Below are 25,508 nucleotides of genomic sequence, written 5' to 3' on the forward strand. Positions count from 1 at the left end.
GTTGAAAAAAGGTTGTGAATCCTTATTTGCAGGGCACCCTCACCTCAACAACATCCTGATATGGGATAAATCGGAAAAGAAATACAGCAGGCTTTTTCCCTTGCTCACGCAAATAAGAAAAAAACGTTACGACTACCTGATTAACCTGCAGCGCTTTGCCTCAACAGGCCTGCTTGCCGTGTTTTCAAAAGCCGATTTTGTAAGCGGGTTTGATAAAAATCCCTTCTCTTATCTGTTCGACAAATCCGTAAATCATATTATCGGTGAGAACTCCAAAATGCACGAAATCAACAGAAACCTGATGCTTATTGAGAAAATCGTGAAACCATTACCGCATGTCAGGCTTTATCCATCGCAAACTGATTTTGATAAAGTTTCTTCTTATAAAAATCAGGAATACATTTGCATTGCCCCGGCTTCATTGTGGAAAACAAAACAATTTCCGGAGCATAAATGGGTGGAGTTTATTCATGCATTGCCATCAAAATATATGGTCTATCTTATCGGGGCGAAATCAGATTTCGGCCTTTGCGATAACATTTTAAGACAAACAACAAGCAAAACGGTTCAGAATATTGCCGGCCGTTTATCTTTGCTTGAAACTGCCGCATTGATGCGTGATGCAGTCATGAACTATACAAATGACTCAGCGCCCATGCATCTTGCATCTGCTTTGAATTCGCCTGTTGCCGCCATCTTCTGTTCCACGGTTCCCGATTTTGGTTTTGGGCCATCATCAGAAAATTCACACATCATTGAATCCGATGAAAAATTGAATTGTCGGCCTTGCGGCTTGCATGGGCATAATTTTTGCCCTGAAAATCACTTTAATTGCGCAAACAATATTTCTGTTAATCAATTATTACTATGCCTGAATCCATGAAAGAAGAGCTGTTGAAAGCTTATGAAATACTGAAGCAGGGCGGTATTATCCTCTACCCTACTGATACAATTTGGGGTATTGGCTGTGATGCCACGAATGCAAAAGCTATTGAACGGATTTATAAAATAAAAAAACGTTCCGTAAATAAAAACATGATAATACTCCTCGACTTCCCTGAAAAGCTTTATCAATACGTTAGTAAAATTCCCGAAACTGCTTTTGATTTTATTAATAACATAAAGACACCCCTGACTATTGTTTATCCCGGAGCCAAAAACCTGCCTAAAATCCTTATAGCAAAAGACGGCAGTATCGCCATACGCATTGTTCGTGAAGAATTTTGCCAGAAACTGATAGGGCTGTTGAATAAGCCGCTGATTTCCACTTCAGCCAATATATCCGGAGAAGCCAACCCGCTTATCTTCAGCAAAGTGAACCCTGACATTATCAAAAAAGTTGATTATGTTGTTACCCTGAACAAGAACAGTATCAAACAGCTTAAATCATCCACCATAATACAGTTTAATACAAATGGGGAATATGAAATTATTCGCGCTTAATAAAGCTATTTTTTTATTTTTGCAACCATAAGCTATACTATTGAACCAACATCTTCAGCATCCGGTATTCGGCATTATTTCTGATATCATTCACAAAAACAATCAACAGGCATTTGTTATTGGCGGGTATGTCAGGGATTGCTTTTTGAATCGTTCAAGTAAAGATATTGATATTGTTATTAAAGGAAGCGGTATTGAACTGGCCGAAAGGGTAGCACAAAACCTGGAAGAGGAATGTAACATAACGGTTTATAAAAAATTCGGCACCGCCATGCTGCGTTACCATGATTGGAACGTTGAATTTGTCGGCGCCAGAAAAGAATCATACCGCAGCACTTCGAGAAATCCGGTTGTTGAAAACGGTACGCTGGAAGATGACCAGAATCGCCGCGATTTTACCATTAACGCTATGGCTTTCAGCCTCCAGAAACATAATTTCGGCGAACTCATCGACCCTTTTAACGGTCTTTCCGACCTGGAGAAAAAATGTATCCGTACACCTCTTGACCCCGACAGAACATTTTCTGACGACCCTCTGCGAATGATGCGTGCTATAAGATTTGCCACCCAGCTCCATTTCAAAATTTTTCCGGATACTTTCCAATCTATACAAAAAAATAAAGAACGCATCGGCATCATATCAAAAGAACGCATCACCGATGAACTGAACAAAATTATACTCTCGCCGGCGCCATCATCAGGAATTATCTTGTTGGAACAATCAGGGTTGCTGGATATTATTTTTCCGCAATTTCCTGCACTCAAAGGCATTGATGTAAAAGACTACAAAGCTCATAAAGATAATTTTTATCACACCCTTCAGGTGCTTGACAAAATAGCGGTGCAAAGTGACAATTTATGGTTGCGCTGGGCCGCTATATTGCACGATATCGGTAAACCGCAAACAAAACACTTTTCCAAAAAAAACGGCTGGACTTTTCACGGACATGAAGTAAAAGGCTCTTTCATGGTTAAGGAAATTTTCAGCATGCTGAAACTGCCTCTCAACGCCAAGATGGAATATGTACAGAAACTTGTTTTGCTGCATCTGAGGCCCATTTCTCTTGCAGAAGACGGCGTTACCGACTCTGCTGTGCGCCGCTTGTTATTTGAGGCAGGGAATGATGTTGACGACCTGATGACTCTTTGTGAAGCGGATATCACATCAAAAAATATAAAAAAAGTTGAACGTTTTCTTAAAAATTTTGAAATTGTCAGAGCAAAACTTGCCGAAATTGAAATCAAAGACAGGCTTCGCAACTGGCAGCCTCCTATATCCGGAGAATTGATAATGAAAATATTCGGTTTAAGTCCATGCAAAGAAGTCGGTATAATCAAAACGGCCATCCGCGAAGCCATCCTTGACGGTAAAATCGCAAATAATTTCGACGAAGCATTTCAATTCATGCTGCAGGAAGGAAAAAAACTGAATCTGTAAAAAAAATTGCTTTAAAAAAGATTGCTTTTTTTATATTTTTGCATTACTTTTATAAAAAAATTTATTGACTATAATCCATACAGCCATGTTAATATACAGGTTCAAAATTGTTTCGGATGACAATGATAAATTTTACAGGGAAATTGAAATAAAACCAGGCAATTCATTCGAAGATTTTCACCAGGCCATTCAGGATTGTGTCTCCTTTGAAAAAGGAGAAATGGCATCATTTTATATATGCGACAGCAAATGGAACAAATTACAGGAGATAGCTCTTTGCGATGTAAGCGACCCGGATGCCACTGATAATACAGAAGATATAAAAGTTCCTGAAATGTCGGAAGTAAAATTAAAAGATTGTATTAACGACCCCAGCCAGCGCATGATTTATGTTTATGACTTCCTGAAAATGCACACGCTGTATATAGAATTATCAAAGATAACAGAAGGCGACTCAAAAATAAAATACCCGAGATGTATTAAATGCACCAGTGACTTCCACAAACCCCTTAAGAATACTCTACAGCCCGATGAACTTCCTGATATGGAAAATGAAACGCCCGAAGATGGCGAAGAGTTTTATAATGTTGAGGATATGAATTTTGACGACAGCAATATAATCTTTGGCGACAGCATAGATGAAAAAAACTATATCTGATAAAGCTGAATGAACCTCTCTCAGCCGGAACATTCAAAAAAAAATTTAGTTATTATTTCAGGCCCTACAGCTGTCGGCAAAACATCTGTGGCTGTTAAAATAGCACAACACTTCCACACAGAAATAATATCAGCGGATTCCCGTCAGTTATATCGCGAAATTAAAATCGGAACAGCTGTTCCGTCCGATGATGAATTGGCTGCTGTGAAACACCACATGATAGGCACACTCAGCATACACGACTCATACAATGCTTACCGTTTTGAAACGGATGTAATAAAGTTACTGAATAATCTTTTCCTGCATAAAAAAACAGTAATAATGGCCGGAGGCTCTGGATTATACATTGATGCTGTTTGCAATGGAATAGATGTTATTCCGGACCCTGACCCCGAGCTGCGAATCCAATTAAACCGTGCTTTTGATGAAAAAGGAATAACTCCTTTGCGTAATCAGCTAAAACTGCTCGACCCTGAATATTATGCATCAGCCGATATTGCAAATCATAAACGTATCATTCGTGCACTTGAGGTATGTATAAGCACCGGCAAGCCTTATTCAGCCTGTTTGAAAAAAAATAAAGCTCCTAGGGATTTTCACGTAATTAAAATTGGACTTAACAGGACACGTAATGAACTTAATTCGAGGATAAACGAAAGAGTGGACATGATGATATCAAAGGGCCTACTTGAAGAAGCAAAGCAACTATATTCTTATAAAACGCTGAACAGCCTTAATACCGTTGGATATCGTGAACTTTTCCGTTATTGTAACGGGCAATATTCTTTCGATGAAGCTATTGAAAAAATCAAAACCAATACCCGCAGGTATGCAAAAAAACAAATCACATGGTTTATGCGTGATAAAAATATTAAGTGGTTTCATCCCGATGACACAGCAGGTATTTTGGAGTTTATTAATTCCAAAATGCATATGGGCAAAGAATAACCATTAGAAAATATTCCTAACTTTGCATCGTTGTTATTACATTCGATAGACTACTCGTACTATGCACAAAACTATATTTATGCTCAGAAAAACAAAAAAAAACATATTGATTAAAAAACTCATTTTTGTTTTTTTTCTAAGTTTTATACTTTTTCAAGCAAACTCACAAAACTGCCCCAGAAACTCTTATGACTGTAAAGGTGCCTGTGGGTGGTTCGTTGATGTTAATCATGATGGGTATTGCGACCTTACAACCTTCACTGAAGCTATATACAACAAACTTCTGAACAAGAAAGATTCTGTTCCCATAGCTGAAAACAATATACTCCATCAAAATGCCGACAGCTCTCAAAAACATGATAATTCAAGTTCAAATACCGACACATCCAAACAAAAAAATAAAGAGAATTTCCAGAATAATGTTTCACATAACTGCCCGTTCGCAAATACACCGGAATGTGAGATAAACAGAGCTCAACAAAACAATAGTGCGAATGCAAATTTCCTGCAAAATAACGTAAACAAAAATGAGAATAAAAGCTATGAAATTAAAAAATATGATTTCTTTCTAATTTTCAGCTTTTGCATATTTTTTTATTTGTTTACATGGTTATTATCAAAAAGAAAAATACTCAAAAAATCTACACATAAAAGAATCTGGAACTCTTTGTTATTATTGTCTTTTATTAATACAGGGCTTACAGGGCTATTTCTTGTAATTCAGCTCAATTATCTTGTATTATTTGAGTGGTTTTCAAAATTGTTGTTCTGGCATGTTGAATTTGGCATAAGTATGGCAGCTATATCTATTGTTCATATTCTTTGGCATTGGAAGTATTTCCGCAATATTATAGCAAAGCCCAAAGAGAAAGATACATGCAATTGATATAAGCAATTGCTGTAATAATCTTTGAATAAGTTTCAATCAATCTCTTTTACTAGTTTATTAGCACTGTGTGCCTTAAGCGTCTCGTTAAAACTATTAATTCTTGCATGCATTTCCTTACACGCGGGAAGTTCAATATTACAAATATCATTATTCCCTTTTTTATCAAGTCTTTCAATAACTGTTTGAATACTTATTTTTTGCACATCAAAAGCCGGGATATAAGCATATTCTTTGTCAGACGAAGTTTTGACTTCGGTTATCAGCCGGCATTGAATAAGCTCGTAAACAATTTGGCGAACCAGTTTTAATGGAATTTTTATTGTTGAAGATAATTCTGACGCCGTTGGCTGTTGTTCTTCTTTTACAAACCTTTTAATAATCGTATGCATAATAAGCAGTGAAATTATTTTCTGGCTGTAATAGCTCATGTTACTCACATCTAAATCATATTCATACTTCTTTATGTTTTGAATTGCGTATGTTAATTCCGCCCCAAACATGATAATAATCCAACTCATGCGCAACCATACCATTAATAAAGGAATAGCTGCAAAACTTCCATAAATGGCATTGATATCTATCAACTCTATCTGTACAATAAAATATCCCATCTGAGTTAGTTGAAAAGCTGTACCTGCAATAAAACCAGCCAACAGGGCCGGCTTAAATTTAACTCGGGTATTTGGAATTATAACATAAATTGTTGTAAAAACAACCCATGTTAAAAAGTACGGGGCCAGGTTGAAAAAGAATTTAAAAAATGGGCCAATATATTCTATCAGGGAATTTTCATTTGAAATGGAATTGAATTGTGATGATAAAAATGCAGCCACAGAACTCGACACGATGATAAAAACAGGAGCTAATATTGCAAGAGTAAGATATTCGGGAATTTTGCGCAAAAGGCTTCGTGATTCCCTGACATGCCATATCGCGTTGAAAGAATGTTCAATATGGCTTAAAATCTCCACAATAGCCCATATAAGCACTATCGTGCCAATGCCGGCAATAACACCTCCCCTTGCTTCATTCAGCAATGTGTTGGCAAAAACCAGCAACTTATTAATGATTGCCTGATTTTCTGAAAAATTCTCATATATCAGGGTTTCAAGTATTTTGTCAAGCCCAAAACCTTTGGCAATAGCAAAAGCTAAAGCAAATACCGGAACAATCAGCATCAATGAATAATATGTCATGGCTGATGCCCTGAGCCTGCACTCATCTTCGTTAAATCCTCTAAAAGCCAAAACAACTATTCTTAAGTTTTTTATTAAGAAAGATTTTGTTTTAGGCAGCTTGTCCAACGACTGATGCCAGATATCATGCTTTAAAAAACGTATCAGAAAGTCGAGTTTATTTTTTATACTTTTCATAAAACTATATCAATAAATACACTAAAAAAAAGCGATTTATAAAATGATTAAACTTAGAAAGGATTTTTATCAAAAATAAAAAAATATTGCAAATAAAAAAAGCCACCTCATTAGAAGTGGCTTCTTGTTTTGTTAAATAAAATTAACTTAAGATGAAGCGTATGGGCATATTAAACTGCACTCTTACAGCTTTCCCTGATTGCTTGCCGGCATTCCAGGAAGGCATCAGTTTAACAACACGTACAGCTTCTTCATCACATCCACCTCCAATTCCTCTGAGGACACGGACATCAGTAACTTTACCTTTTTCATCAACCACAAAGGTAACATAAACTGTGCCCTGTATGCCGCTTTCTTTGGCCATTTGCGGGTAATTAATATTTTCCTTGAGAAACTTAATGCGGGCTTCATCACCACCAGGGAAAGAAGGCATTTCTTCCACTACTGTAAAAATAGGTGTTTCTATCACTTCTTCAATAACTTTGTCAGAGTTATCTTCTTCAATAACCACCTCTTCTTCTATTATATTTGTAGTTGTTTTATTTAAATCGTCCTGATTTATTTCTGTAGTTTCTGTTGTATCTGTAACGACAATAGGTGCTGTGAATTTAGCTTTTTGCTCAACAGTTGCTTCGGGTGGCGGTGGCGGTGGCGGTGGCGCATTTTCATCTTTAGGTGCATTCATTGCCATCATGTCAACCGTAACTTCCTGCTCCTGATTGGCTGAATAGGTCTGCTTAAAAATAAAGAATGGGATACCCACAGCCAACAATAAAACCGCTACTGAAATAATCACCGAACGGGTCATAAATTTCTTGTATGCTTTTCTGAGAAAATAAGCGCCATACTCTTTATTTCTGTTCTGAAAAACTATTTCATCAAGGTTTTGAGCAGTATTGATATTTAAACTTTCTGCCATAATATTAATATTTTTAGATTAATTATTTAGGAGCTTGTTCAATCAATGCAATTTCTTCAGGGGCGATATCGACAATAGCATAGTTGGCAATATTACAGATAGCCATTTCATCAACCACATTCACAATGCTCTTGTATTTGGTTTTCTCGTCGGCTTTAATCAGAATGATTGGCGCTTTTTTATCAGATTTTTTTATTCGCTTGATCTGGGCATTTAATGAATCTTCTTCAAGCACCAATTCTCCTTTTTTCACTTTTTCCTTCAGTTCAAAAATTTCTGTAAAGACTTTTTCGTTTTTCTTTAATAAAATCTTCCGGAGACCGTCTTTACTAAAATCTGTTTTATTGATAGTTGTCGGGAATGTTTGTCCTTCGGGAACTTCGCCATGATGATACCAAAAAACCCTGTCATCGCCAGTTAATAAAATTGTATATGTTCTGTGAGCGTCCACCTTGGGTGCATCTTTGGGATCTTCAGATTTATCTTTCTCCGGCATGGTAATCTCCATGACTTTGGGTTTGCTGAAAGCGGTGGTCAGCATGAAGAACGTGATGAGCAGACACATAAGGTCCACCATCGGAGTCATATCAATATGAGCTCCCATTCTTTTTGGTGCACGCCTTCCGCCCTGCTTTTTACCTGAGCCGGTATTTTCTATTATTTCAGCCATGATATTTTATATTACAATGGTTTAATATTATCACTTATTTAATATCCTCAAGTGTAGCTTCTTCCTTCTGCAGGTTAGTCACAAGGTTGAATCTGTTTACTCCGGAATTCTGCATGACATCCATTACTTTTTTCACGGTTTTGTAGTTTGCTTCAGCATCGCCGTTGATCGCAACTTCAGCCAATGGATTAAGTTCGCGGGCATAAGCAACCCATATTGCGAGTTCGGGATACTGATCACCTATGGTGTCCATGGGGATACCGCTTTGCATTGCTTCTTTTTTATCTGCATCTTCTTCATTCAGAAAGGCCTTGAGCTTGTTCATAGGCATACCAAATGAAGATCCCTGACCGAATTTTGTTATTTCTTTTTCAGTTAATGACAAGTGGTACAAATCATTGATTTTGGTAATCAGTTGATTCCTGAAATGGGCGGATGTATCCTTTCCATTGTCCATACTGAAAAAAACTTTGTCGTCATTAGAAACCAGCACCGAAATAACATCCTTATCAGGCGTTGCTTTCTCTGAAACCGACATGGGTGAATCAATAACTTTGGCCTCCTGTGGCTTAAATGATGCAGTTAGCATAAAGAATGTCAAAAGCAATGAGAATAGGTCCACCATCGGGGTCATATCCACGTGGGGCTGGGCTCTCTTTAGTTTAATTTTTGCCATAATACAAAAAATTTGCTTTTAAATTCTTACTTATTTATTTGGTTGTTGAGGCAAATGTCTGAATCAGGCTGAAGCCGGCTTCATCAATTTTAAAAGTCAGGTTATCAATTTTACTTGAGAAAAAGTTATAAAACACAATTGCAAGGCATGAACCTGTGATACCAAATGCCGTATTGATAAGAGCTTCTGAAATACCGGTTGCCAGTGCCAAAGCATCGGGTGAACCTGCAGACGCGAGAGCCGCAAAAGCACGGATCATACCGAGTACTGTACCAATAAGACCAACAAGTACGCAAATAGAAGCCAGGGTTGATAAAATGACCAGATTTTTGTTCAGCATAGGTAATTCGAGGGCTGTTGATTCTTCCATTTCTTTCTGAAGTGCCAGAACCTTCTGATCTTTTTCAAGAACATTATCATCTTTAAGTTCTTTGTATTTTTTCAGACCTGATCTCATAACATTGGCCACTGAACCTTTTTGTTTGTCACAGTCAGTAATGGCGCCTTCGATGTTGTTGCCGGCCAGATGCTGCTGAATGTTTTTCACAAACTGGTTGATACGGCCTTTTCCTCTGGCACGTCTCAACATAACCCATCTTTCAATGGTAAAAATCAATACCATCAAAACGGTAGTCATTAAAATAGGAACGATAAATCCTCCCTTATAAATCATAGCCAGAAAATTCCCCGGCAACGGATGACCTGAAGGGTTTCCACCTTCGAAATTTGCAGGATTACCCATGACAAACTTGTAAACAAGAATTGATACAATTAATGCTATCAGTATTGCACCGGATGCAAATGCTGACTGTAAGGCTTCTTTCAGTGACTGACCACCTTGAACATTTTTCTTACTTTTACTCATTTTTTTTAGATTTTTTGTTTATAATTAAAATTTTTAAAACATTATTTTTTCGGAGCTACAAATATACTCTCTTTTTTTAAATAAAATCAGCAAAATAATTTTTATAACTGCAAAATTATCATTTTATTTTTTTGATTTACCCATAAAACAGTTTTCGGTTGTTTAAAAAAAGTAATCGGTAAAAAAAAGCCTTACAAAATTTCGTAAGACCTTTTATGGGAAAGACTATCTGCTATTTATTTTTGGTCAGGACAGGGATGGTTTTTAGTTTCTTTAAGCATATCAAGAGCTTTTTCATTATCAGGCTTCAACATAAGGATTTTATTCCAAAAATATCTGGCCTTACATATATCTTTTTCCGCTCCCAAAAAATAATATGAAGCAAGGTAATCATAACAGCTTACAAGATCGTTGGCATATTTAACCGAATCGGCTTTAACCCTTTCAATATAACTTTCAAAAAGAGGTTTTGCATTATGGGTGTTTGTTAAGGTGTCTATCATTGAATTAATTATAGCCCTGTAAAACATACTCTTTCCATTCATAAAATCAGGCTTATTTTCTGTCAAATATGCAAAAGTAGTATCTGCTTTTTTCCATATATTTATGTTTTTTTCAACAGTTCCATAATTATAATAAACCACTCCGAGCCTATAATAATCAGCTGTTCCGGCCTTGTCTTTTGCAATCTTTTTTTCGTAATTTTCGGCAGCTTTGGCATAATTTTTCATTCTTGTGTATGAATTGGCTAATTCCGAAAAAATATCATACTGGTTGGAATCCAAAGCGAATGCTTCCTGAACTTTGTAATAGCCAATGAATCTTTGTTGTTCTTTGAAAGAATTTTTCCATAATAAATATAATCGTTTACAAGAGTTTTTTCCGGTACGGTGTTCTTAAAAAACTTAGTAATATATTGCAGGGCATTTTGATAATCAGCAGTTTCGTAATAACAATAAGCGAAGGCGCGATTCAAATCATTACGGGTGGTATCCGTCTTGACGATTTCATTTAATTGATTTATGGCTTCTTTGTGATTATCTGATTCGATTAATACGTTTACATATTTAATCTTTGCCGAAACATTTGTTGAGATATCAAGATATTTTTTATAATTCTGCATGGAAAGTTCCAGCTGATTTGCTTTTGAATATAATTTCCCTAATTCTAAGTATGCAGGAGCAAAAGTAGAATCTATCCCGATGGCTTCTTTATAATAGTCAATAGCTTCCTGCCAGTTGCGTGCTCTTATCCAAAGGTTTCCTAGACGTAATTTTGCAGAAGGTGATTTTGGATTCAATTCCTGAGCCATTTTGTATTGAGAAATAGCATTGGAACCATCATTATTTTCAAGAAAAGCATCACCATAAATAAGGTATAATTCAGCATTTTTACCGTCAAGTTCAATAGCTTGCTCTAATAATTTCAGTGCCTTGGCAACATTCTTTTTGCCCTGAATAATCAAATATGATTCTGCAATTTTCGCAAGCGTTCTTGCCTGTTTATCAGGTTGTATCGTTGAAGTTTTATTGGTTTTGCTGGGAAATTTTGCCTGCGCATCATTAAAATATTTTTCGGCAGATAAATCGTCGTTTTTCATCAGGCAAATCTTTCCCATTCCCACATAACCGGCAGTATTTTCGGGGTCCACTTCCATTGCTTTTACAAATAAAATTTCTGCTTCTTTTATAGCAGATTTTTTTGAAGTATACGCGGTATCTGAATAATATTCAATAAGATAGTTTTCTCCATAATAAAAATAAACATCCCCATTTGTTGGCTGGCTTTTCAGCAATGCCTCGAATGCTTCCTTAGCCGAATCAAACTGTTCGCTATTAGTAAATTCCCTAGCTTTAAGCACATCAGGATGTGAGGGCTGTGCCATCCCCGATACACAAAAAAACATTGCAATTAAAAAAACAATTGAAACTGATTTTTTTGTTCTTGTTTTCATTTGTTTTACCTCCATTTTTTAGTCTTTCTTTATTTGTACCAGTCTTATTGGCATGGTTGCCGGAACAAGTCCTGATTTTAATATTATTCGTTGTCCCTTTTCACCTGCCACAAATTGAACAAAACCTGTGCCAAGCCCGTTGAAATACTCCCTGCTTATCATATATACATCGCGGACAAACGGATAAGAACCATCTGCAATATATGCCTGGTAGGGTTTAAGAAACGGGCCATCAAGATTACCTTCGTCAGAAATCCCAGCAACTTTTACCTGATTTAAAAACTTCTGAGTAAGGGTATCCTGAGTGTCGCTTATCCAATTCACACTAATTATTCCTATAGCGCCAATATTTTTTTGAACATAATTAATTACTTCTTCATTGGAATTTACAGCATAGCAATAACCCGGGAATTTACTGCTCAACTTAAATTTTTCTTTGAAATATCTGGGGTTACCAGATTTGTTATTATCAAAAACAACTGTGATATCTCCATTTTTCGAATCGGGCTTCAGGTCAATCCATTTGCTTAATTTACCTTTGAAAATATCTTCTATCTGTTCATAGGTGAAGATGGTATCCGGATTCTGTTTATTAATAATTATGGCAAGGGCATCATAGGCAATTTTTATGGTCTTGGGGATGAGTTGCAGGCTGTTCAACTTCTGTTCTTCCGAAGCAGTGAGTTTACGATTAACGACAATCAGCCTGGCAGAATCATTCAGAAGATCGGTAAAACAATCCACCTCATTTTTATAAGTCGCATTAATTACGGCATACGTATAAATTGCTTCAAATGTCGATACCTGGGTATTCATAATCAGGGAGTAGGATTCATCCACTGATATTTTAATATTTCCACTGGTAGGTGTTTCATCAATTTTACCTGAAGACCCGCAACCGGCAAACAAAAATGCAATTAATATGATAATTGCATAGCGAAAAGAATTATTCTTCTTCATGTTTTTGGTGGTTTTTAAGTTTAGGTAACAGACGCAAGAAACGGATAATTCCATAGGCGATAAGAAATATGCCGAAAAATATTTTAATGCCGCTATATTCAGGAGGAATATTAAACCGTTGATTGAATTGAGGAAAAAACATTATAAAAAAACCTAACCCTATATATACCAGCACCATGAACAAGCCAAAAATGCTCCATACCCCGAAATGATACTTTGAACTCATAAAGTTACAGATATGATAGTTTAATGCAAATGAAACGAACCTTTTCATAAAACATTGCGGAGAGAATGGGATTCGAACCCATGAACCGCTTTTGGCGATTACACACTTTCCAGGCGTGCGCCTTCGACCACTCGGCCATCTCTCCGAAGTGTGCAAATATATTCATTTTTTTATTTCCAACGCATAAATATCCTGAAACTCTTATTTTATCTTTTTCTTTGAACATGTTTGTTTTTTTAGAATTCATTATGCTTTTCAGTGTTTTTATCAATTTTTTCAAAATTATAAACAAAGAAACTTTAATTTTAAATAGTTAAGAATCTGGTTTAATAAAAACAGAAAAAGGTATGTTTTAATAAGATTACGGATAAAAATTTTATGTTTAAAAAAAACACTATCTTTACAAAATCTAAATAAGAAACAATGGAAATATACAAGGAGCAAATAATCAACGCATTGAGTAAAGTCATTGATCCTGATTTGCATAAAGACCTGGTCAGCTTGGGAATGATTGAAGATATTTTTATTAAAGACAATGAAATAAATTTCAAGCTTATATTAACGACTCCTGCATGTCCACTGCGCGAAAAGTTAAAAAACGACTGCATAAAAGCTATTAAAGAGGATTTAGGTGATAATTTTATAATAAATATAGAACTGGGAGCTAAAGTAAAAAAAAGTACACAATCAAAAGGCAAAGAAAATGTTTTACCCGGCGTTAAAAACATAGTATTGATTGCTTCGGGCAAAGGAGGCGTTGGAAAATCAACTATTGCGGCTAATATAGCCATCTCACTTGCGGAAACAGGGGCAAAAACAGGTTTGCTGGATGCCGATATTTATGGCCCTTCGGTCCCCATTATGTTTGACCTTAATAATTATCGCCCGAAAGCAATAGATAATAGCGGAGCAGTTAGAATAGTGCCTGTTGAAAAATTCGGTATTAAACTGATGTCTATTGGATTTTTTGTTGACAGTACTCAGGCATTGATATGGCGCGGGCCTATGGCTTCAAATGCCTTAAAACAACTTTTTACCGAAGTGGAGTGGGGAGAACTTGATTATCTTATTATTGATACCCCTCCCGGTACTGGCGACATACACCTCACGCTGGTTCAGACATTGCCGGTAGCCGGCGCAGTAATAGTTACAACGCCTCAGGAAGTCGCCCTGTCCGATGCCCGAAAAGCCATTGGCATGTTCAGGCAGGAAGGAATTAATGTCCCTGTATTAGGACTTATTGAAAACATGTCATATTTTACTCCGGCCGAATTACCTGAAAACAAATATTATATTTTTGGTAAGGGCGGAGGTCAAAAACTGGCTGAGGAAACCAAAACTGTATTGCTGGGACAGATACCTTTGATACAGTCATTATGTGAATCGGGTGATGAAGGGAAACCTGCTGCACTTGTGCACAATACTTCTATTGCAAAAGCGTTTATGGAGTTAACTGAAAATTTATCACAGCAACTATCTTTATGGGCTGAATTTAAATCAGTAACAGATGTTTTCAAACATACTCATACGAATAATAATACAGATAAATAAATCTCAAGAAATTATAAATTTAAAAAATCTGAAAAATGGATACAAAAGAAGAATTAATAAAAAAAGTAAACAATGTAATTGACCAGATCAGGCCTTACCTGGAAGCTGATGGCGGTAATATAAGCTTTGTGGAACTTACAGATGATAATGTGGTTAATGTGCAACTTCACGGTGCCTGCCACAGCTGCCCTATGAGCATAATGACACTGAAAAACGGAGTGGAAGCTGCAGTAAAAAAAGCAATTCCCGAGATCAAATCCGTTGAGGCTGTAAATCTTTGAGAACTACTGCCCATTAAAACAATTTAATTATTTATAATTGTGTGAGGCACATTTTTAATAATGGGTTCAGAAAAAACAATAAATAGAATTGGTATTATCGGTTCAGGGAAAATGGGGACCGACATACTCCATTTTTTATTATTTCAAAATTATAAAATCACACAAATCTGTTTAAATATTGAGGAAGCTGAAAGAAGCCGGCAGTTGCTGAATAAAAAACTGTTGCGCTTGCAAAGATGCGAAGCAATTAATGAAGAACAGTTTGTCAATACGATTTCATCAGTAGATATAAACAACGAATACAAATCTCTCGAGTCCTGTGATTTAATAATTGAATGCACATGGGAGAATCCTGACAGAAAGAAAAAACTGATGAATGATATTGCCTCTTATCTTCAAACAGAAGCAGTAATTGCAAGCAATTCATCTTCAATAAAACCATCATTATTTGTAAATAAAACATTATCCGACAAGACGTTAGGCTTACATTTCTTCTATCCCGTAAAACTCAAAAATATTGTCGAAATTATCGTTTCAAAAGAAACTTCAGATGACGCAAAAAATATGATTGTTGCTTTTTGTAAAAAAATAGGGAAACGACACCTCATGCTTGATGAAGAAAATGCTTTCATTTTAAATAAGTTGTTTCTGGAAGTTCAGAATGAAGCCTTTAACATCCACATAGAAAGCAACTTATCGTACAAACAAATTGATGATGTTGTTAAAGAAAATCTTTTTCCGGATGGAATTTTCAGCTTTTTTGACCAAGTTGGCAATGACATTATGTTGGCATCAATTATGAATTACATTTCTGACATAAGTGATTCCGAGCGTTACCACCCTTTGGTACATAAACTTGAAGAAATGTGCAGAAATAATCAACTTGGGGTTAAAACAAAATCCGGATTTTATCCTTATTTAGATATTGAAAATCAGGTTATTAATAAGAATGTGACAACAACCAATGAAATTATTACCGGAAATATTATTTCAAGGCTCTGCAATATTTATTTTAAGGAAGCACATCGAATAATAGCTAAAGGGATTTGCAGTCCGGACGATTTAGAATTTGCCGTGAAAGAATATATGAATATTGATAAAGGGCCCTTCACTTTGGAACAAGAATTAAAAAAATAAACAATAAAAATGGAACGCGTAGTAGTAACAGGCATGAGCCTGATAACCTCACTGGGGTTGGACCTTAACACAAACTGGGAAAATCTGCTTGCCGGGAGAAGCGGGGTGGCCAAAATAAAACAGTTTGATGCTTCAGAATGCCAGACACAGATTGCTGCTGAAATTCCCGAAAACTTTGAACAACAATGGCCACAATACATAAAAAAAAGGGCTGCCGAGCAAATGACACGCATCACCAAAGCATGTTATGTTGCTGCAAAGGACGCTGTTAAAATGAGCGGGGTTGATTTTGAGGAAGCGGACAAAACCCGCTGCGCTGTCATACTTGGAGTGGTTACCACGGCCAATACATCCTCGGAAAAAGGCACTACCCCACAAAACCGAATATTAAAAAGCATGAACAATGCCATGTCTTCTTGGATATCCCTTGAGTATAAATTACTGGGGCCTAATTTTACTGTTTCGGCTGCCTGTGCTTCTTCAGCCTTTGCTATTGGACTGGCTTATGATATGATAAAAAACGGAATGGCAGATATCGTAATTGCTGGAGGCGCCGACTCCATTGTCAATAAAGAAGAAATTGAAGGGTTTAATCATTTATATGCCATATCAACTGAAAATGATAATCCCGAAAAAGCCAGCAAACCTTTTTCTAAAAACCGAGATGGTTTTGTTATCGGCGAAGGTGCCGGGGTCATAATTCTGGAATCCGAGAAAAGTGCCCGGAAGCGAAATGCCCGAATTCTTGCAGAAATTGCAGGATATGCCACAACAAGCGAAGCATATAATATTATGGCTCCAATGAAAGATGGCGAGGGTATCGCACACACACTTCAACTGGCTTTACAAAAATCAGGTATCAATACCGAAGATGTTGATTACATAAATGCTCACGGCACATCAACCACTCTAAATGACAAATACGAAACCCTTGCCATAAAAAAAGTTTTTGGTGATAGAGCATACAAAATCCCTATATCTTCATCCAAATCCATGATAGGTCATACTATTGGGGCAGCAGGAGCTATAGAACTTATTATTACCATTCAATCCCTGATAAACGGTATAATTACACCAACCATAAATCTTAATGACCCTGACCCGGAACTGGACCTCGATTTTGTCCCAAATACAGCACGGAAACATGAAATAAATTGTGCACTTTCCAACTCATTTGCTTTTGGCGGACATAATGCTGTTTTGGTAATAAAAAAATTTCAGTAATTTTGTAAAAAAAAATTCAAATGGCAATTATACACGAAAATACCCGCAACGAAGTTAAAGAAACCGTTTATAATTTTTTTACTGAAGAATGCGATGTTGACCCTGCGCTTCTAAGTGAAGAAACAAATATTATCCGTGATATTGACGGAGATTCGCTGATGTTTATTGAGCTTATTGAGATTTTTAAAAAGAAATATTCTTTAAATATTGAATTGAAAAGTATCGGGAAGTATGTAGTAAAACATCCTGTTGAAACCATCGGCCAACTGATAGATATGACGATGCTCATCATAGAGCACGAAAACAATATAACCACTTTGGATTAAAAAATCAGGCGGCAATTCACTTGTTGCCTTTTATAGGTGTTTCCTTTTTCATATTCACCAGCCATTTCCCGTTGACCTTAACGAGTTCCACCTGTTTTATTTCGCCATTTTCATTTTTATAATTTACTATTGCATTTTTCCCGTCAATGGCTGTTTTAATAACCTCAACATTTATATCCTTAGGTTGAAAATCCGCTTCTTTTCCATTCTTTTTACTCATCTCATACATCATGGAAATCATATCAATGGTCTTACTTGTTGTTTCGGTGCCGTACATCCTCGCTTGGTCAAATTCAAATTTTGCCAGGTGTTTTAAAAATTTCACTGCAGTTTCAGCAGCCTGATTTTCATTTTTCTGTCGGGTTTTACATGAAAAAATCAACAGGCTAAATATTACCAGAAGAAAAAAAGATACAACGCTTTTTGTTTTCATTAATCTTAATTTGGAAATCCAAAGTTACATAAATTATTATCTGTTTTCAGCTTTTGATACAATCTGTAAGGTCTATTTTGTTATTTTTGCAGGGAAGAAATAACCAAAAGAATTTATTCATGTTTACAGGAATTGTTGAAAACACAGGAAAAGTAGTGAATATTGAACGAGAACGTACCAATATTCATATTACCATTAAAACTCCCATTGCAAAGGAACTCAATGTTGACCAAAGCATGTGTCATGATGGTGTTTGCCTTACTGTAGTTAAGGTTGACCCCGACAAAATTCAATATGTTGTTACTGCCATACAGGAAACGCTTGACAAAACAAATCTGGGCACCTGGGTTCCCGGTTACGAGGTGAACCTGGAACGCAGCATGAAGATGGAAGCACGTTTCGACGGGCACATAGTGCAGGGGCATGTTGACCAGACTGCAATATGCACTAAAGTGGAAGAAATGGACGGAAGCTGGAAATTCTGGTTCGAATACGATTCCGATAAACAAAATATCACTGTGGAAAAAGGCTCAATTTCAGTTAACGGTGTCAGCCTCACAGTGGTAGATTCCCTGCCCGGGCAGTTCTCGGTTGCCATAATTCCTTATACATATCAGGTAACAAACTTTCATAATTTCAAAAAAGGAACTGTTATCAATATTGAGTTTGATGTTTTCGGGAAATATGTAGCAAAGCTGTTGAAACTTTACATGGAGCAAAAAGGTTTGTAATCCCCGAGGATTACGCTATTCGTACTGATATTCAACCTTTGGTTATCTACGATGCCTTAAACTTTTACTAATCTTGCTTTTTCCTGCAGATAAATCAGGTATTTGTCGCAGGATTTACCATTAATATCTGATAACAAAGCCGCATAATTTAATATCTGGGTTTTGTGTTTGTCCTGTTCTGCACCTGTTTTAAAATCTATTACAATGCTTCTATCTTTTTCAAAAATGACCCTGTCGGGGCGGTATAACTTATTTTCCGGGGTTATAATGTCTGCTTCAGTTCTGACATCCAGCCCGGGGGAAAAAAATTGGCTGATTTCAGTATCGGAAAACATTTCGTTGACATAATTCTTTATTTCATCCGCCTCCCTTTCATTCACAATGCCTTCTGTAAGCATATTGTCAATAATGTTTTCCGCATCATCAAAATCTTTTATCCCGGAAAGCACATCGTGAACTATATTCCCCCACTTCATGCCTTCAGCCTTTACATCATCGTCCCACAGTACGTTTGAGTTATATCTTATATTTATTTTTTCCAACCAATTTTCAGAAATAATATAATCCGGAGTAACTTTTTCAATATGTTTTCCTTCCTTAACAGTATCTGTATATCGGTAACTGCTGTCGCCAAATTCATAAAACAGTTTATCATCACTCCACAAACCTTCACTTTTTAAAAAGTCCTGTAATAAAATGCCAAACTTAGCTTCTCCGCTTTTTTCTTCTTTTTTGGTAATTACATATAACTGATTTTCCGCCCTTGTAAGTGCCACATAGCATATATTAAGCATATCAATCACTGAACGTAATTTTTCCTGTTCATATAGACAATAATAATCAGTCCCTTCCAATGCGCTTTTTGTAATTTGTACAGGTATGGCCGGCATATGGTGGAAAAGTTTGCCAGGCATTTTAATCCATGATATTTTACCTTTGCTTTCGGCGGCCTCATCGGCAAAAGGATATATTACCACCGGAAACTCCTGCCCTTTTGCTTTATGTATTGTCATAATTTTAACAGCGTCCAGTTCTTCAGGTACCGAGATTGATTTAGAATACCCTATTTCATTCCACCACTCTATAAAATCCAATGGGTTTAAGTTGTTTTTACGCGAAAATTCAGCAATAGCATCAAGATAAAAAATCACAAAGGGGTTGGAAGGTATATTTAGCTTTAGAGAACGAATTATTTCTTCATTTAAGTCATATAAAGGTAAACTTGACAAAAAGTGTAAGTTAATATCAATACCGGCTTCAATAAACAATTCATTCAAAGCGGTAAGCGGTAGCTTGTCTTCTTTACATCTTTCATGGTACAGGTTAATTAAATATTCAGGAACATTTTCCAGGCTATAGTGCTTGCTTATATAAAAAAGTATATATCCGACAGCAAGTTCATCATTATTGTTTTGCAGGAACTTCACCATTGAAATCAGCATATTAACTTCGGGCGAAGCAGATAACCATAAAGATTCGGAAGAAACCACATCCACAGAATTTTTCATAAGATGTGCGGCAACCGATGCAGATTCTATATTGGTACGGCAAACAACGGCAATATCGTTCAAAGGAACCTGTTCATGCTTTAAATTCATTACTATTTCCAGAACTTTATCAAGCTGCTTGTTTTTATAATCTTCTCTTTCTATAAAAATAATATTCACATACCCTCCGGTATTACCCGGTTTGATGTTTTGTTCAATCCGACTGTAAATATCTTTTACACTTTCATCATTAAATTTTTCTGCTAAAAAAGAGAACAATTGGTTGTTAAAGCTGATGATTTCCTTTCTTGAACGGTAATTGATATTACTTGCTTGTTCATCATAAATATCGTAAGGGGCAAAGCTCCTTTTCAGGTTCTTCTCGATATCATCAAAATGTGTAAGTGGTGGTTTTGAATACATATCAGGCAACGAAGCAAACTGCATCACTTCGCCGTTTCGCCAGCGGTAGATAGCCTGCTTGCCGTCTCCGACAATCAGATTAAGATTCGCTGAAGCCAGTGAATTATCTATCAATGGCAACATGTTTTGAAACTGCAACACCGAAGTATCCTGAAATTCATCAATGAAAAAATGTTCAAACTTTTCACCTGTCCTTTGATATATAAAAGGCACCGGTTCATTCAGTAATTGTTCGTGAATTTTCCGGTAAAAGTCGCTGATAAATATCAGGTTGGTTTCAGATTTTATGGCTTCCACTTCCTTCTCAATAAGATTCAACAATGACAAGGGATAAAGGTTGCGCGACAGCAGGCTAAGGTTTCTGAAAGATGCCAGCAGTTCGACAATGCGATAGTAACTTTCAGTAATAAGAGGTTTTACAGCATTAATGGCATTTTTGTCTGCCTGAGGGGCCGTTGAAGAATACCATTTGTCTTCTTCTATGGTTTTTGTAGCGTTTTTGTTGACATCCGTATTTCCCAAGCGATTTTGCGCCAGTTTTGTAAAAAGTAACATGACGCCTTTTGAGCCCTGAAAAAAACTTTTTACATCAATATTTCTCTTATCAATAGTGTTAAGCACATTATGTGCTATGGCATCGGCTTCCTGATTTAATTTGTTCATCTGTGCAAAAACGCTGCTTATTACCGCTCTGAAATCATTCAAAGTAAAATCACGAAAAAGCTGTATATATTTCTGAGTATCTTCTTTCAGTAATTCCTCGGAAAATATTTTCAGTTCATCTACCACATCCCAGTTCTTCCCTTCTGACATCTTTTGTTTTACAAATTCTACAAGCACCCTTGTTATGGCTTCATCAGCGCCGGCATAGCTCAACAGGACATCAACCGCCTGAGACAAGACGCGTTTTGCGTCCAGTTCCACATCAAAGTTTTGTGGTATTTTCAGGTCATAGGCAAATGTTCTGATGATACGTTGAACAAAGCTGTCAATAGTGCTGATAGCAAAATCAGAATAATTATGAAGTATTTTTTCGAGCACCAGGCGGGAGCGCAATGCCAGTTTTTTTTCATCAAGGCCAGTGGTTTTGCCTAAAATTTCAATCAGAGAAGCGTACTTTTTACGCAGCTCATTATTTTCTTCCGACTCAGACTCATCAAGGCTACTAATCGTTAACAGGTACGTAATAACACGGCTTTTCATTTCGTTAGCAGCTTTATTTGTGAAAGTTACTGCAAGTATGCGGCGGTATTTTTCAGGGTCGGACAATACAATTTTAAGGTATTCTTTTACCAGAGTGTAGGTTTTTCCGGAACCTGCAGAGGCTTTATATACAATAAATTTCTTTTCGGAGAGCATGGGTACGATTAAAGAGTAAAGATAGAAATTTTTAATTTTGCAAAGCCATCATGTGTTGATTATTATGATTGATGGAAAACGCCTCCTGAAAGAAATTATTTTTAATACTTCCCGTGCTTCTGGAAAAGGCGGGCAGCATGTGAACAAGGTATCCACAAAGGTCGAACTAATATTTAATATTGAAGCATCTGCACTTTTTTCTGAGGAAGAGAAGCAATTGATTTTGTCGAAATCCGGCAAATATCTTAAAGATGGCATTAGTATTCATCTTTTTTGCAGCGAAAGCCGTTCACAGCTTCATAACAAAAAGATTGCTTTTGAAAAATTGATTAAGTTGCTTGAAAAGTACCTGAAACATGCGAAAGAAAGAATACCTACTGAAATCCCTGATGAAGAAAACGAAAAGCGTCTGGCTGAAAAAAAGCATAAAGCTGAGAAAAAACAAAACAGGCAGAGGGTTGAATAATAAAAAAAACTTGAATTTTTTTCAGACATTAATCTTTCTAATAACCTTTTTCTTTTAGCACTTTACGGGCTTCTTTGTAGCCGATATCAAACATTTTTTTTCCCTGGGAAGCTTCAAACATGGAATACTTATTCAGTTCAGAGGGCTCAATATAAATGTCGAAGCTGGGGATTTTGTGTTCGTTCATTTTATTCAGTGCAATATTCAGGATTCGGTCGGCCACATTTACCATTCCCCGATACTTGGTTTCTGGAAGTACGGGATTAACATTAACACCAATAATCATTTCGCAGTCGTTTTCTATGGGCGATAAAGGAAGATTATCCAGCACACCACCATCAACATAGGTTACCCCGTCAATGTTTACGGGCTGGAAGATAACCGGAACTGTACAGGAAGCTATTATTCGTTTTACAAGCTCACCTTCTGAGAAATATTCTATACAGGCTTTGTCAAGGTTTGTTACAGCAATATGCATGGGAATTTTGAGGTCTTCAAAATTTTTGGCGCTGAGATTTTCACGCAGGGTTTTATATAAGCCTGTCATGCGGACAAGACCTTTGTTGGGGACAATAAACTCAAGAAATTTGTAAGTACTTTTATTCGCAAATAAAGTATATATTTCATCAACGGAATGTCCGTCTGCATAAAGGGCGCCCACTATTGAACCCGCACTTGCTCCTGAAATGACATCAGGATAGATGCCGGCTTCGTTTAATGCTTTTAAAACACCTCCGTGAGCAAACCCCCTGAATCCACCACCACTCAGAACCAGCCCCGTTTTATATTTTTTCTTTACTTTAACCATGAGTTATACTGTTTTTTTCGGCACTAAAATTATAAAATATAAAGTTATAAATAAAACGGCCGCCGAAGAAAAAAACATAGTGACCGCCGGGCCAAAATAAAACCAGATGATGCCGACCAGAAAACTGGCTATCATGGTAAAAATACTATTGATGGCAGTAAAAGCCCCTATGGCGGTTGCGGTTTCGTTCTTTCCTGTGATATTGGGAATCCATGCCTTGCTGATACCTTCGTAGCAGGCAGCATACAAGCCATAAAAGAAAAGCAAAATGAAATAGATATACAGTCGGTTGCCAAAGACAAAGCATTTACAAACTGCCGAAAAGGTATAACCCTTGCAATTAAAATATATGAATAGCTAAAGAATTTAAGGAAAGAATAAAAGTTATTTTCTAACCAGCGCTTCCACAACTTTATCAATACTCAACATTTTACGGTTAAGATAATGTGTTTCTCCGTTATCAAAAACCAGTAAAACTTTCTTATTATTATTACTTGTGTCAGCGTTTACAGAAATAATTCTGTCTTTTATTATCTGAACGACATTGGTAATGGGATTGGTAAATATTTCTGATTTTTTTACAAACTCATCCGTAATTTCATGTGTATTCATTTCAAACAGCAGCCGTTTATTGGTAATAGACATAGTGCCGAAATAATCTTTACCTTCCGGGAATGCATAATACAAATCCCATGAATCTATCATAAACTCATTTTGACCAAGCGGGATTTTGAAAGTTTGAACCATACATTTCAAAATAATCATCAAATATACTATAAAAATTGTCGAAAGTCAAGAAATAATTTAGTTATGTCTAAAATTTAACTAATTGGATATTGAAACATATTTATGCTTGATTATTGCTTTAAGATACTTAAAATTTATAATTTTGCAACAGAATTATGAATTAAATAAATATTAATGAAAAAAGTATTAATCTTGGGTGCAGGAATGGTTGCAAAACCAATAATTCAGTATTTACTGAGTAAAAAAACAAACTTAACTGTGGCTGCTTTAAACATTGAGGAAGCAAGGCGTATGATTGGCAATTCTTCGAACGGAAAAGCCATATACTGGACAGTGGAAAACGAAATTGCACTAGACACCATGGTTTTTGAAAACGATATCGTAGTCAGTCTAATCCCTTATGCATATCACATAAAAGTTGCTGAATATTGCATTAAGCACAGAAAAAACCTTATTACAGCTTCCTATGCAAAACCGGAAATGTATGCCCTTGACACAAAGGCAAAAGAAGCCGGTATTATTATCCTGAACGAATGTGGTTTAGATCCCGGCATAGACCATATGTCAGCAATGCGTATTATTGACCATGTACATAAAAAAGGAGGCAAAATAGAAGATTTTTATTCTTTATGCGGTGCTTTACCTGCTCCTGAATCATGCAATAATCCTTTCAATTACAAATTTTCATGGAGTCCCAAAGGTGTGGTTCTTGCCGGCAACAATGACGCAAAATACCTGAGGCACGGAAAAAATGTTGAAATCGCAACAGAGGATTTGTTTAAAAACCCCATGACATTGAATTTCCCTGATGTCGGAGAACTTGAGATATATCCTAACAGAGATTCACTATCGTATATTAAAATTTACGGAATTCCGGAAACAAAAACGATGTATCGTGGCACCTTTCGCTTTAAAGGCTGGTGCGAAACGCTGGATGTCATGAAAGCACTAAAATGCACACTTCTCGACAAACACGATTTTACAAGTAAAAGTTTTGCTGGCGCTGTCGCAATGGTTAATGGGATGACTGACGAAAAAGATATTCATAAAAAAGCAGCTGCTTTACTGAATATTGATGAGAAAGCTTATTCTTTAAAGGCAATGGAATGGCTGGGCTTATTCAGCAGTGAACCAATGAACCGTAAAGAAGATTCAATGTATGAAATTACTTCTGACCTGATGATAGAAAAGATGATGATAAACGAAAACGACAGGGATATGGTGGTGATGATGCATATTTTCAAAGCATCATATCCTGACGGAACTGCAGAGGTAATTAAATCAAGGATGCTTGACTTCGGCTCCATCAAAACAGATACTGCTATAGCCAGAACAGTAGCGCTTCCTGCTGCAATTGCCGTAGAAATGATACTTCAGGAAGAAATAAAGAGTAAGGGTGTTCATATTCCTGTAATACCGGAAATCTATAATCCTATTCTTGACAATCTTGAAAAACTTGATATAAAAATGATTGAAGAATATGGTTTGCCTTTGTCTGAAAACTTATAAAATACTC

The 25,508-nt window shown here is 36.4% G+C and carries 27 protein-coding genes and 1 tRNA gene; 14 read left to right on the top strand and 14 right to left on the bottom strand.

Going from position 1 to position 25,508, the window contains the following annotated elements:
* Window position 1: 1 nt before the first annotated feature.
* The 6 genes from M0R16_01270 to M0R16_01295 all read left to right on the top strand — a co-directional run bounded on the left by M0R16_01270 (window position 2) and on the right by M0R16_01295 (window position 5,373).
* Complete coding sequence (locus tag M0R16_01270) at window positions 2-883, top strand: glycosyltransferase family 9 protein (GenBank protein MCK9611516.1); 882 nt, start codon at window positions 2-4, stop codon at window positions 881-883.
* Window positions 868-1,443 (top strand): L-threonylcarbamoyladenylate synthase, encoded by a 576-nt coding sequence (locus M0R16_01275; GenBank protein ID MCK9611517.1) that lies wholly within the window; start codon window positions 868-870, stop codon window positions 1,441-1,443. The genes M0R16_01270 and M0R16_01275 overlap by 16 nt, the downstream gene beginning before the upstream one ends.
* A gap of 73 nt (window positions 1,444-1,516) precedes the next feature.
* Window positions 1,517-2,881: a CCA tRNA nucleotidyltransferase gene (locus M0R16_01280; protein MCK9611518.1), complete on the top strand. Its 1,365-nt coding sequence runs from the start codon at window positions 1,517-1,519 to the stop codon at window positions 2,879-2,881.
* Window positions 2,882-2,945: 64 nt separating this feature from the next.
* A complete protein-coding gene (locus tag M0R16_01285) occupies window positions 2,946-3,539 on the top strand; it encodes a plasmid pRiA4b ORF-3 family protein (GenBank protein ID MCK9611519.1) in 594 nt (197 codons plus the stop codon).
* A 9-nt stretch (window positions 3,540-3,548) separates the two neighbouring features.
* The gene (gene miaA, locus M0R16_01290; GenBank protein MCK9611520.1) at window positions 3,549-4,487 is read left to right on the top strand and encodes a tRNA (adenosine(37)-N6)-dimethylallyltransferase MiaA; all 939 of its coding nucleotides are present in this window, start codon (window positions 3,549-3,551) and stop codon (window positions 4,485-4,487) included.
* A 79-nt stretch (window positions 4,488-4,566) separates the two neighbouring features.
* The gene (locus M0R16_01295) at window positions 4,567-5,373 is read left to right on the top strand and encodes a hypothetical protein (GenBank protein MCK9611521.1); all 807 of its coding nucleotides are present in this window, start codon (window positions 4,567-4,569) and stop codon (window positions 5,371-5,373) included.
* Window positions 5,374-5,408: 35 nt separating this feature from the next.
* Here M0R16_01295 and M0R16_01300 read toward each other — a convergent pair whose 3' ends face one another.
* The 10 genes from M0R16_01300 to M0R16_01345 form a co-directional block, all read right to left on the bottom strand.
* The gene (locus M0R16_01300; protein MCK9611522.1) at window positions 5,409-6,749 is read right to left on the bottom strand and encodes a YihY/virulence factor BrkB family protein; all 1,341 of its coding nucleotides are present in this window, start codon (window positions 6,747-6,749) and stop codon (window positions 5,409-5,411) included.
* A gap of 142 nt (window positions 6,750-6,891) precedes the next feature.
* Window positions 6,892-7,668 carry an energy transducer TonB gene (locus M0R16_01305; GenBank protein ID MCK9611523.1) on the bottom strand — a complete coding sequence of 259 codons (777 nt, stop codon included), beginning with the start codon at window positions 7,666-7,668 and terminating at the stop codon, window positions 6,892-6,894.
* Between the two features lie 22 nt (window positions 7,669-7,690).
* A complete protein-coding gene (locus tag M0R16_01310) occupies window positions 7,691-8,338 on the bottom strand; it encodes a biopolymer transporter ExbD (protein MCK9611524.1) in 648 nt (215 codons plus the stop codon).
* 34 nt (window positions 8,339-8,372) lie between these two features.
* A complete protein-coding gene (locus tag M0R16_01315) occupies window positions 8,373-9,014 on the bottom strand; it encodes a biopolymer transporter ExbD (GenBank protein MCK9611525.1) in 642 nt (213 codons plus the stop codon).
* 34 nt (window positions 9,015-9,048) lie between these two features.
* The gene (locus tag M0R16_01320) at window positions 9,049-9,879 is read right to left on the bottom strand and encodes a MotA/TolQ/ExbB proton channel family protein (GenBank protein ID MCK9611526.1); all 831 of its coding nucleotides are present in this window, start codon (window positions 9,877-9,879) and stop codon (window positions 9,049-9,051) included.
* A 236-nt stretch (window positions 9,880-10,115) separates the two neighbouring features.
* Window positions 10,116-10,664, bottom strand: a complete 549-nt coding sequence (locus M0R16_01325; protein MCK9611527.1) for a hypothetical protein — start codon at window positions 10,662-10,664, stop codon at window positions 10,116-10,118.
* Complete coding sequence (locus tag M0R16_01330) at window positions 10,628-11,833, bottom strand: tetratricopeptide repeat protein (protein MCK9611528.1); 1,206 nt, start codon at window positions 11,831-11,833, stop codon at window positions 10,628-10,630. The genes M0R16_01325 and M0R16_01330 overlap by 37 nt, the downstream gene beginning before the upstream one ends.
* An 18-nt stretch (window positions 11,834-11,851) precedes the next feature.
* Entirely contained in the window at window positions 11,852-12,793 is a 942-nt protein-coding gene (locus M0R16_01335) for a substrate-binding domain-containing protein (protein ID MCK9611529.1), read from the bottom strand.
* Window positions 12,780-13,067: a hypothetical protein gene (locus M0R16_01340; GenBank protein ID MCK9611530.1), complete on the bottom strand. Its 288-nt coding sequence runs from the start codon at window positions 13,065-13,067 to the stop codon at window positions 12,780-12,782. Before M0R16_01340 ends, M0R16_01335 begins: the two co-directional genes overlap by 14 nt.
* 9 nt (window positions 13,068-13,076) lie before the next feature.
* Window positions 13,077-13,164 (bottom strand) — tRNA-Ser (locus M0R16_01345).
* A 278-nt stretch (window positions 13,165-13,442) separates the two neighbouring features.
* Between M0R16_01345 and M0R16_01350 the strand changes: the two genes are divergently transcribed.
* The 5 genes from M0R16_01350 to M0R16_01370 are packed head-to-tail and all read left to right on the top strand — an operon-like array spanning window position 13,443 to window position 17,538.
* On the top strand, window positions 13,443-14,570 hold the full coding sequence (locus M0R16_01350) for an Mrp/NBP35 family ATP-binding protein (GenBank protein ID MCK9611531.1): 1,128 nt from the start codon (window positions 13,443-13,445) through the stop codon (window positions 14,568-14,570).
* Window positions 14,571-14,605: 35 nt separating this feature from the next.
* Window positions 14,606-14,851, top strand: a complete 246-nt coding sequence (locus tag M0R16_01355; GenBank protein MCK9611532.1) for a NifU family protein — start codon at window positions 14,606-14,608, stop codon at window positions 14,849-14,851.
* A gap of 60 nt (window positions 14,852-14,911) precedes the next feature.
* Window positions 14,912-15,988 carry a 3-hydroxyacyl-CoA dehydrogenase family protein gene (locus M0R16_01360; protein ID MCK9611533.1) on the top strand — a complete coding sequence of 359 codons (1,077 nt, stop codon included), beginning with the start codon at window positions 14,912-14,914 and terminating at the stop codon, window positions 15,986-15,988.
* A gap of 9 nt (window positions 15,989-15,997) precedes the next feature.
* Entirely contained in the window at window positions 15,998-17,212 is a 1,215-nt protein-coding gene (locus tag M0R16_01365) for a beta-ketoacyl-[acyl-carrier-protein] synthase family protein (GenBank protein MCK9611534.1), read from the top strand.
* Window positions 17,213-17,232: 20 nt separating this feature from the next.
* Window positions 17,233-17,538, top strand: a complete 306-nt coding sequence (locus M0R16_01370) for a hypothetical protein (protein ID MCK9611535.1) — start codon at window positions 17,233-17,235, stop codon at window positions 17,536-17,538.
* 16 nt (window positions 17,539-17,554) lie between these two features.
* Here M0R16_01370 and M0R16_01375 read toward each other — a convergent pair whose 3' ends face one another.
* Window positions 17,555-17,971, bottom strand: a complete 417-nt coding sequence (locus M0R16_01375) for a DUF4878 domain-containing protein (GenBank protein MCK9611536.1) — start codon at window positions 17,969-17,971, stop codon at window positions 17,555-17,557.
* Between the two features lie 119 nt (window positions 17,972-18,090).
* Between M0R16_01375 and M0R16_01380 the strand changes: the two genes are divergently transcribed.
* Complete coding sequence (locus M0R16_01380) at window positions 18,091-18,702, top strand: riboflavin synthase (GenBank protein ID MCK9611537.1); 612 nt, start codon at window positions 18,091-18,093, stop codon at window positions 18,700-18,702.
* A 56-nt stretch (window positions 18,703-18,758) separates the two neighbouring features.
* Here M0R16_01380 and M0R16_01385 read toward each other — a convergent pair whose 3' ends face one another.
* Entirely contained in the window at window positions 18,759-21,971 is a 3,213-nt protein-coding gene (locus tag M0R16_01385; GenBank protein MCK9611538.1) for a UvrD-helicase domain-containing protein, read from the bottom strand.
* 37 nt (window positions 21,972-22,008) lie between these two features.
* On the opposite strand from M0R16_01385, the gene arfB reads away from it, so the two are divergent.
* Window positions 22,009-22,437 carry an aminoacyl-tRNA hydrolase gene (arfB, locus tag M0R16_01390; protein MCK9611539.1) on the top strand — a complete coding sequence of 143 codons (429 nt, stop codon included), beginning with the start codon at window positions 22,009-22,011 and terminating at the stop codon, window positions 22,435-22,437.
* 37 nt (window positions 22,438-22,474) lie between these two features.
* Here arfB and M0R16_01395 read toward each other — a convergent pair whose 3' ends face one another.
* Window positions 22,475-23,245 carry a patatin-like phospholipase family protein gene (locus tag M0R16_01395; GenBank protein MCK9611540.1) on the bottom strand — a complete coding sequence of 257 codons (771 nt, stop codon included), beginning with the start codon at window positions 23,243-23,245 and terminating at the stop codon, window positions 22,475-22,477.
* Between the two features lie 384 nt (window positions 23,246-23,629).
* Window positions 23,630-23,950: a hypothetical protein gene (locus M0R16_01400; GenBank protein ID MCK9611541.1), complete on the bottom strand. Its 321-nt coding sequence runs from the start codon at window positions 23,948-23,950 to the stop codon at window positions 23,630-23,632.
* A gap of 216 nt (window positions 23,951-24,166) precedes the next feature.
* Between M0R16_01400 and M0R16_01405 the strand changes: the two genes are divergently transcribed.
* Window positions 24,167-25,501 (top strand): saccharopine dehydrogenase NADP-binding domain-containing protein, encoded by a 1,335-nt coding sequence (locus tag M0R16_01405; GenBank protein MCK9611542.1) that lies wholly within the window; start codon window positions 24,167-24,169, stop codon window positions 25,499-25,501.
* Window positions 25,502-25,508: the final 7 nt, after the last annotated feature.

The organism is Bacteroidales bacterium, from assembly GCA_023228145.1.
Lineage (GTDB): Bacteria > Bacteroidota > Bacteroidia > Bacteroidales > CAIWKO01 > CAIWKO01.

What these genes read in the sequence shown, in the direction of transcription:
- M0R16_01275 (MCK9611517.1), top strand. Translation starts at nt 868, where the DNA reads ATGCCTGAATCCATGAAAGAAGAGCTGTTGAAAGCTTATGAAATACTG.
- miaA (MCK9611520.1), top strand. Translation starts at nt 3,549, where the DNA reads ATGAACCTCTCTCAGCCGGAACATTCAAAAAAAAATTTAGTTATTATT.
- M0R16_01295 (MCK9611521.1), top strand. Translation starts at nt 4,567, where the DNA reads ATGCTCAGAAAAACAAAAAAAAACATATTGATTAAAAAACTCATTTTT.
- M0R16_01300 (MCK9611522.1), bottom strand. Translation starts at nt 6,749, where the DNA reads ATGAAAAGTATAAAAAATAAACTCGACTTTCTGATACGTTTTTTAAAG.
- M0R16_01305 (MCK9611523.1), bottom strand. Translation starts at nt 7,668, where the DNA reads ATGGCAGAAAGTTTAAATATCAATACTGCTCAAAACCTTGATGAAATA.
- M0R16_01310 (MCK9611524.1), bottom strand. Translation starts at nt 8,338, where the DNA reads ATGGCTGAAATAATAGAAAATACCGGCTCAGGTAAAAAGCAGGGCGGA.
- M0R16_01315 (MCK9611525.1), bottom strand. Translation starts at nt 9,014, where the DNA reads ATGGCAAAAATTAAACTAAAGAGAGCCCAGCCCCACGTGGATATGACC.
- M0R16_01320 (MCK9611526.1), bottom strand. Translation starts at nt 9,879, where the DNA reads ATGAGTAAAAGTAAGAAAAATGTTCAAGGTGGTCAGTCACTGAAAGAA.
- M0R16_01330 (MCK9611528.1), bottom strand. Translation starts at nt 11,833, where the DNA reads ATGAAAACAAGAACAAAAAAATCAGTTTCAATTGTTTTTTTAATTGCA.
- M0R16_01335 (MCK9611529.1), bottom strand. Translation starts at nt 12,793, where the DNA reads ATGAAGAAGAATAATTCTTTTCGCTATGCAATTATCATATTAATTGCA.
- M0R16_01340 (MCK9611530.1), bottom strand. Translation starts at nt 13,067, where the DNA reads ATGAAAAGGTTCGTTTCATTTGCATTAAACTATCATATCTGTAACTTT.
- M0R16_01350 (MCK9611531.1), top strand. Translation starts at nt 13,443, where the DNA reads ATGGAAATATACAAGGAGCAAATAATCAACGCATTGAGTAAAGTCATT.
- M0R16_01355 (MCK9611532.1), top strand. Translation starts at nt 14,606, where the DNA reads ATGGATACAAAAGAAGAATTAATAAAAAAAGTAAACAATGTAATTGAC.
- M0R16_01360 (MCK9611533.1), top strand. Translation starts at nt 14,912, where the DNA reads ATGGGTTCAGAAAAAACAATAAATAGAATTGGTATTATCGGTTCAGGG.
- M0R16_01365 (MCK9611534.1), top strand. Translation starts at nt 15,998, where the DNA reads ATGGAACGCGTAGTAGTAACAGGCATGAGCCTGATAACCTCACTGGGG.
- M0R16_01370 (MCK9611535.1), top strand. Translation starts at nt 17,233, where the DNA reads ATGGCAATTATACACGAAAATACCCGCAACGAAGTTAAAGAAACCGTT.
- M0R16_01375 (MCK9611536.1), bottom strand. Translation starts at nt 17,971, where the DNA reads ATGAAAACAAAAAGCGTTGTATCTTTTTTTCTTCTGGTAATATTTAGC.
- M0R16_01380 (MCK9611537.1), top strand. Translation starts at nt 18,091, where the DNA reads ATGTTTACAGGAATTGTTGAAAACACAGGAAAAGTAGTGAATATTGAA.
- M0R16_01385 (MCK9611538.1), bottom strand. Translation starts at nt 21,971, where the DNA reads ATGCTCTCCGAAAAGAAATTTATTGTATATAAAGCCTCTGCAGGTTCC.
- M0R16_01395 (MCK9611540.1), bottom strand. Translation starts at nt 23,245, where the DNA reads ATGGTTAAAGTAAAGAAAAAATATAAAACGGGGCTGGTTCTGAGTGGT.
- M0R16_01400 (MCK9611541.1), bottom strand. Translation starts at nt 23,950, where the DNA reads ATGATAGATTCATGGGATTTGTATTATGCATTCCCGGAAGGTAAAGAT.
- M0R16_01405 (MCK9611542.1), top strand. Translation starts at nt 24,167, where the DNA reads ATGAAAAAAGTATTAATCTTGGGTGCAGGAATGGTTGCAAAACCAATA.